Genomic DNA, 6,000 nt, shown 5'->3' with positions numbered 1-6,000 from the left:
CCCGCCAGTGGCGCGCGAGTTCGGGTATCTGCCGGTCCCACATGTGCCAGGTGGTGCCCAGCGAGGGCCCGAGCACGAGGACGGGGGCGTCCTCGGGGCCGTCGCTGCGGTACTGGAGGGGCTGCGGTCCCTGCGGCTCCTGGGGAGCCTGCGGGGTCGTCGGCTGCTCTGGGGTAGGGGGCGTCTGCGTCTCACTCACTCGCTCCAATGTAGTGAGCGGGGCGGACGGGACCTGTCAGGGGGTCAGGGAGCGGTCGTGGACACGACGTACACGCGGGGCATCGCCGGGTCCGTCATGTCGATGGTGATGTCCTGGTCGGGCCGGGGCCGGGGCCGGTCCACGCTCGTGCTGGTCCACTCCTGGCCCTCGACGAAGTTCCAGCCGGCGATGCCCGCGTCGCGGTCGCTGATGCCGACCTCGCCGTCGCGCAGGTCGGAGCGGCTGGAGCCGACCTTGAGCAGGAACTCGTCCAGCCGACCGGCAGAGGTGGTGAACTGCACGTACAGCCGGCTCGACTTCCAGTTGCTGGTCTCGAAGTACGCGACGTCCGCGGCCCCGGTCGGGATCGGGACCTCGAAGACGCGGCGCTTCATCTGGGACGGCCAGCTGTCCCGCAGTCCGGTCGACGAGGACTCGCGCTCCTTGTCGAGGCCGCTGCTGCGGCTCTGCTCGGCGGAGATCACGAGGTAGCCGGCCGGGATGCCGATGAGCAGCACGATCACGATGGCGGTCAGCCAACGGCGGCGCAGCATGTGCCGCCGGTCCTCGGGGGGCCGGGGGTCCTCCTCGCGGGAGGTGGGCTGGGGCGGGACGGTCGAGGCGGTCATGAGGGGGGTTCCTGGGTTGTGCGGGAGATGCGGCCGTTGCCGCCGTTGCGGAGGGCCTGGGCGTAGCGCTCGTACCGCTCGTGCCGCTCGACGCGGCGACGGTTGGCGCGCCGGAAGCGGCGGGCCACCAGCCGGGCGAGGTCGGCGGCGCCGACCATGCCGGCCTCGGGGCCGAGCTGGGCCTTGGCGATCCGGGCCTCGGGTCGGTAGCCGCGGCCGGTGAGGTGGCGGCGGAAGGCGTCCCGGGCGGGGCCGATGAGCAGGTCGTCGGCGGCGCTGACGCCGCCGCCGATGACGAAGCAGGACGGGTCGAGGGCGGCGGCGAGGTTGGCGATGCCGACGCCGAGCCACTGGCCGATGTCCTGCAGCAGCTCGACGCACATGGCGTCGCCCTCGCGGGCCAGCTCGGTGATGAGCGGGCCGGTGATGTCGGAGACCTCGCCCTTGACCCGCTCGATGATGTTGTGGGCGACCGGCGAGTCGGCGGCGGCCAGCTCGCGGGCCTCGCGGACCAGCGCGTTGCCGGAGCTGTACTGCTCCCAGCAGCCGCGGTTGCCGCAGGGGCAGCGGTGTCCGCCGGGGACGACCTGCATGTGACCGAACTCTCCGGCGACGCCGTACTTGCCGCGCTTGACCCGGCCGTCCTCCAGGATCGCGCCGCCGATGCCGGTGCCGAGCGTGATCATGACGAGGTGGTCCTCGCCGCGGCCGGCGCCGAAGCGCCATTCGGCCCAGGCGGCGGTGTTGGCGTCGTTGTCGACCATGACGGGGACGGCGAGCCGGTCCTGGAGCGCGTCCCGCAGGGGCTCGTTGCGCCAGGCAAGGTGGGGGGCGAAGAGCACCCGGGCGCGGTCGGCGTCGACCCAGCCGGCGGCGCCGATGCCGACGGCATGCACGTCGTGCCGGTCGGAGAGGTCGAGGACGAGTTCGGTGATGGTGTCCTCGACGACCTTGGCGCTCTTCGACTTGTCGGGCGTCTCGGTCTTGATCTTCTCCAGGATGTTGCCGTCCGCGTCGACGACCCCGGCCATCACCTTCGTACCGCCGATGTCGATGCCGACGGTGGGTACGCGGGGTGCGCTGAGGTGCGAGCGCCGCTCACGGGTGCCGACGGTCCGCAGGACGGTGGCTCGCGCGGCGCCGAGGGCGGGGTCGCGGTACGTACTCATCGTTTCGATTCTGCCAGGTGCGGCCCGAAGCGGTTACGAGGACGCGGAGCGCTCCAGCTCGTGGCGAAGGTCCTCCAGCTCGGTGCCGCCGGCCATCTGGCGGGTCAGCTCGTCCAGGGTGATGGAGTCGCGGGTGTGGCTGCCGACCATGGTTCCGCGCTTGAGCAGCACGAACCGGTCGCCGACGAGGTGGGCGTGGTGCGGGTTGTGGGTGATCAGGACCACGCCGAGCCCGGCGTCGCGGGCGGCCGCGACGTACTTCAGGACGACGCCGGACTGCTTGACGCCGAGGGCGGCGGTCGGCTCGTCGAGGACCAGCACCTTCGCGCCGAAGTGGACCGCCCGGGCGATGGCGACGCACTGCCGCTCCCCGCCCGACAGGGTGCCGATGGGCTGGTCGACGTCGCGCAGGTCGATGCCCATGCGGAGCAGCTCGGCGCGGGTGGTCTCGCGCATCTTCTCGACGTCGAGGCGCTTGAAGGGGCCGGCGCCCTTGGTGGGCTCGGAGCCGAGGAAGAAGTTCCGCCAGACAGGCATGAGGGGGACGACGGCGAGGTCCTGGTAGACGGTGGCGATGCCGAGGTCGAGGGCCTCGCGGGGGTTGCTCAGGGCGATCTCCTCGCCCTCGATCCGGAAGGTTCCGGCGTCGTGCCGGTGCAGCCCCGCAACGATCTTGATGAGGGTGGACTTGCCCGCGCCGTTGTCGCCGAGAACACAGGTGATCTCGCCCGCACGGACCTCCAGGGAGACCCCTTCGAGGGCGCGGATGTTGCCGTAGTACTTGCTGACGTCGTCGAGCTCGACGAGCGGGGTCGCCGCCGGAGCCGTCGCCGGGGTCGTCACTTGGTGGCCTCCACCCTCTTGCGGATCCAGGCGTTCAGGAGGGTCGCGAGCAGCAGCATCGCGCCGAGGAAGAACGTGAACCAGTCCGGGTTCCACTCGGCGAAGACGATGCCCTTGCTGGTCATGCCGAAGATGATCGCGCCGACGGCGGAGCCGATCGCGGAGCCGTAGCCGCCGGTGATCAGACAGCCGCCGATGACCGCGGCGATGATGTAGATCAGCTCGTTGCCGACGCCCTCGCCGGACTGCACGACGTCGAACGAGAAGAGCAGGTGCTGGCCGGAGATCCAGGCGCTGAAGGCCACGCCCAGGTACAGGCCGATCTTGGTCTTGAAGACCGGGACGCCGACCGCGCGTGCGGCGTCCGCGCCGCCGCCGACGGCGAAGATCCAGTTGCCGAAGCGGGTGCGCAGCAGGATCCAGGTGGCGAGGGCGACCAGGCCGAACCACCACAGGATGGTCACCTTGAGGTCGACGCCGCCGACGGTGAGCTGCGAAGCGAACAGCGCCTTGGCGGAGGAGAAGCCCTCCATGTCGGCGATGGTCTTGGTGGAGACGGTCCCGCTGATCAGCTTGGTGAGGCCGAGATTCAGGCCGGTCAGCATCAGGAAGGTGCCGAGCGTGATGATGAAGCTCGGCAGCTTGGTGCGGGTCAGCATGAGGCCGTTGAACGCGCCGACGGCGAGGGTGACCAGGAGCGAGACGCCGACGCCGACCCAGACGTTCGCGGTCATCTGGTAGCTGAACATCGACGAGACCAGCGCGGAGGTCGTCACCAGGACGCCAGCCGACAGGTCGAACTCGCCGCCGATCATCAGCAGCGCCACCGGCACGGCCATGATGCCGATGGTCGAGGCCGCGTACAGCACGGTGCCCAGGCTGGAGGCGCGCAGGAAGCTGTCGGCGACCAGCGAGAAGAACACGAAGACGGCGAGCGCGCCGACGACCGAGCCGAGCTCGGGGCGGGCGAGCAGCTTCTTCAGTCGCGAGGTGCGCAGCAGCCGTTCGTCGACATGGTCGACGGGGTCGGGTGCGGGCGGTGCGGCGGTCGTCATCGGGTGCCCCGCTCGGTGTAGTCGAGCAGGGCCGCGGCGTTGTCCTCGGTCACGATCTGCGGGCCGGTGAGGACCGGCTTGCCGCCGCCGAGGACGTCGGCGTTGTAGCGGTACAGCCAGAGCAGGTCGATCGCCTCGTAGCCCTGGAGGTAGGGCTGCTGGTCGACGGCGAAGCCGAGGGCGCCGGACTGCAGGCCGGTGGCGACCTTGGGGTTGAGGTCGAAGGTGTCGATCTCGGCCTTGCTGCCTGCGGTCTTCTTCGCCTGGACGGCGGCGTCGGCGAAGGGCGCGCCGAGGGTGACGACGGAGTCGATCGCCGGGTCGGCCTGGAGCTTGGCCTCGATGGACGCCTGGACGTCGGGCATGTTGGTGCCGTCGACGTACAGGTTCTGCAGCTCGCCGCCGAAGGTCTTCTTCACCCCGGAGCAGCGCTGCTCGTGGCCGACGTTGCCCTGCTCGTGCAGGACGCACAGGGCCTTCTTCTTGGTGCGCCGGTCGAGCTCCTCGCCGACGGCCTCGCCGGCGACGGTCTCGTCCTGGCCGATGTGGGTGAGCGCGCCGTAGGCCTTCGAGACCTCCGAGCCCGAGTTCACGGTGATCACCGGGATGCCGGCCTTGACGGCCCGCTCGACGGCGGCCTTCATGGCGTCGGGCTTGGCGAGGGTGACGATCAGCCCGTCGACCTTCTTGGCGACGTACGAGTCGATCAGCTGGGCCTGCTGCTGAGCCTCGTCGCTGTGCGCGTACAGGAAGTTGATGTTGTCCTTGACGGCGGCCTGCTTGGCGCCGCTCTGGACGATGTCCCAGAAGGTGTCGCCGTCGCCGGAGTGGGTGACCATCGCGAAGGTCCACCGGGGCGTGTCCACGGCCGCCCTGCCCTGGGCGGCGGCGGCCTTCCGGGCGTCCTCGGCCCGCTTGCCGCCGGTGCTGCTGCACCCGGCCAGTCCGGCCGCGAGCACCGTCGCCGCCAGGACCGCGCCGAAGGCGCGTACTCCTGCCCGACCTGTCCGAGCCCCTGCCCTCGCCCCTGTCCGAGCCTTGGTCACGACGCCGCACCCTCCTGATGTCCCGCTGTCCCACTTGTCCTGCTGCGTGCACGTTGCGTGCAGTGAAGTATCGGTCATGGCGTTTCGCCACCGGCGCGGCGGGGGGTGCCGCGCCACGCTCCGGTTCTATGCGCCCTGACGCGGACCCGTCAATGAGTTTGTCAGAACATTCTGACGGCCCTTGGTGCGACCGCCGCTACGGCCGGACCAGGAGCTGGAAGTCGAAGGAGTAGCGCGAGGCCCGGTAGACGTGCGAGCCGAACTCCACCGCGCGGCCGGTGTCGTCGAAGGTGGTGCGCTCCATGGTGAGCAGCGGCGCGCCCGGCTGCTCGCCGAGCAGCTCGGCCTCGGCCGGGGTGGCGGAGCGCGCGCCGACGGTCTGCCGCGCGCTGTGCAGGGTGATCCCCGCGCCGCGCATCAGCCGGTACAGGCCGGTGGCCCGGAGGGTCTCGCCGTCCAGGTCGAGCAGGCCGGCCGGAAGGTGGTTGCGCAACCGGGCCATCGGCTCGTCGTGCGCGCAGCGCAGCCGCTCGACGTAGCGCACATCGCTGCCCTCGGGTACGCCGAGGGCAGCGGCGACCTTCGCGGTGGCGGGCTCGATCCGGTTGGCCAGGACCAGGGTCGCGGGCCGCTGGCCGGCCGCCTCCAGGTCGTCGTACAGGCTGGTCAGCTCCAGCGGGCGCTTGACCTGGCTGTGCACGACCTGGGTGCCGACGCCCCGGCGGCGGACCAGCAGGCCCTTGTCGACCAGGGACTGGATGGCCTGGCGGACGGTGGGGCGGGACAGACCCAGCCGCGCAGCCAGCTCGATCTCGTTGCCGAGCAGGCTGCCCGGGGTCAGGGCCCCGTTCTCGATCGCCGCCTCCAGCTGCTGGGAGAGCTGGAAGTAGAGCGGTACGGGGCTCGTACGGTCCACCGAGAGACGCAGGTCCTTGGTGGACGAGGCGGACGAGGGGGGCGGCTGCTTGGACACGGCCCGAGCGTAGTCGCCGGGCATCATGACGGGAAGTCGTGAAGTCCGATTGTCCGGACAAACTCTTGACAGCCGGACCGTCCGCC

6 protein-coding genes and 1 pseudogene are annotated in these 6,000 nt (G+C 70.9%); all 7 read right to left on the bottom strand.

From position 1 onward, the window contains the following. Window positions 1–208: pseudogene (locus tag VIU94_RS27075) on the bottom strand (bifunctional 3-oxoadipate enol-lactonase/4-carboxymuconolactone decarboxylase PcaDC); the annotation flags it as partial. A 35-nt stretch (window positions 209–243) separates the two neighbouring features. Then, window positions 244–828: a hypothetical protein gene (locus VIU94_RS27070; RefSeq protein ID WP_331915022.1), complete on the bottom strand. Its 585-nt coding sequence runs from the start codon at window positions 826–828 to the stop codon at window positions 244–246. Further along, window positions 825–1,997: an ROK family glucokinase gene (locus VIU94_RS27065; protein ID WP_331915020.1), complete on the bottom strand. Its 1,173-nt coding sequence runs from the start codon at window positions 1,995–1,997 to the stop codon at window positions 825–827. Before VIU94_RS27065 ends, VIU94_RS27070 begins: the two co-directional genes overlap by 4 nt. A gap of 33 nt (window positions 1,998–2,030) precedes the next feature. Further along, window positions 2,031–2,870: an ATP-binding cassette domain-containing protein gene (locus tag VIU94_RS27060; RefSeq protein ID WP_414721021.1), complete on the bottom strand. Its 840-nt coding sequence runs from the start codon at window positions 2,868–2,870 to the stop codon at window positions 2,031–2,033. Then, window positions 2,837–3,895 carry an ABC transporter permease gene (locus tag VIU94_RS27055; protein ID WP_331915016.1) on the bottom strand — a complete coding sequence of 353 codons (1,059 nt, stop codon included), beginning with the start codon at window positions 3,893–3,895 and terminating at the stop codon, window positions 2,837–2,839. Before VIU94_RS27055 ends, VIU94_RS27060 begins: the two co-directional genes overlap by 34 nt. After that, complete coding sequence (locus tag VIU94_RS27050; RefSeq protein ID WP_331915026.1) at window positions 3,892–4,866, bottom strand: sugar ABC transporter substrate-binding protein; 975 nt, start codon at window positions 4,864–4,866, stop codon at window positions 3,892–3,894. The genes VIU94_RS27055 and VIU94_RS27050 overlap by 4 nt, the downstream gene beginning before the upstream one ends. 271 nt (window positions 4,867–5,137) lie before the next feature. After that, a complete protein-coding gene (locus VIU94_RS27045; RefSeq protein WP_331915024.1) occupies window positions 5,138–5,857 on the bottom strand; it encodes a GntR family transcriptional regulator in 720 nt (239 codons plus the stop codon). Window positions 5,858–6,000: the final 143 nt, after the last annotated feature.

Source organism: Streptomyces sp. (assembly GCF_036566765.1).
In the GTDB taxonomy this organism is placed as follows: domain Bacteria; phylum Actinomycetota; class Actinomycetes; order Streptomycetales; family Streptomycetaceae; genus Streptomyces.
Note: the sequence above shows the minus strand (reverse complement) of the source record. Positions and strands in the feature narration are given on the sequence as shown.

Coding starts and splice junctions, on each gene's coding strand:
- VIU94_RS27055 (WP_331915016.1), bottom strand. CDS start 3,895: ATGACGACCGCCGCACCGCCCGCACCCGACCCCGTCGACCATGTCGAC.
- VIU94_RS27065 (WP_331915020.1), bottom strand. CDS start 1,997: ATGAGTACGTACCGCGACCCCGCCCTCGGCGCCGCGCGAGCCACCGTC.
- VIU94_RS27070 (WP_331915022.1), bottom strand. CDS start 828: ATGACCGCCTCGACCGTCCCGCCCCAGCCCACCTCCCGCGAGGAGGAC.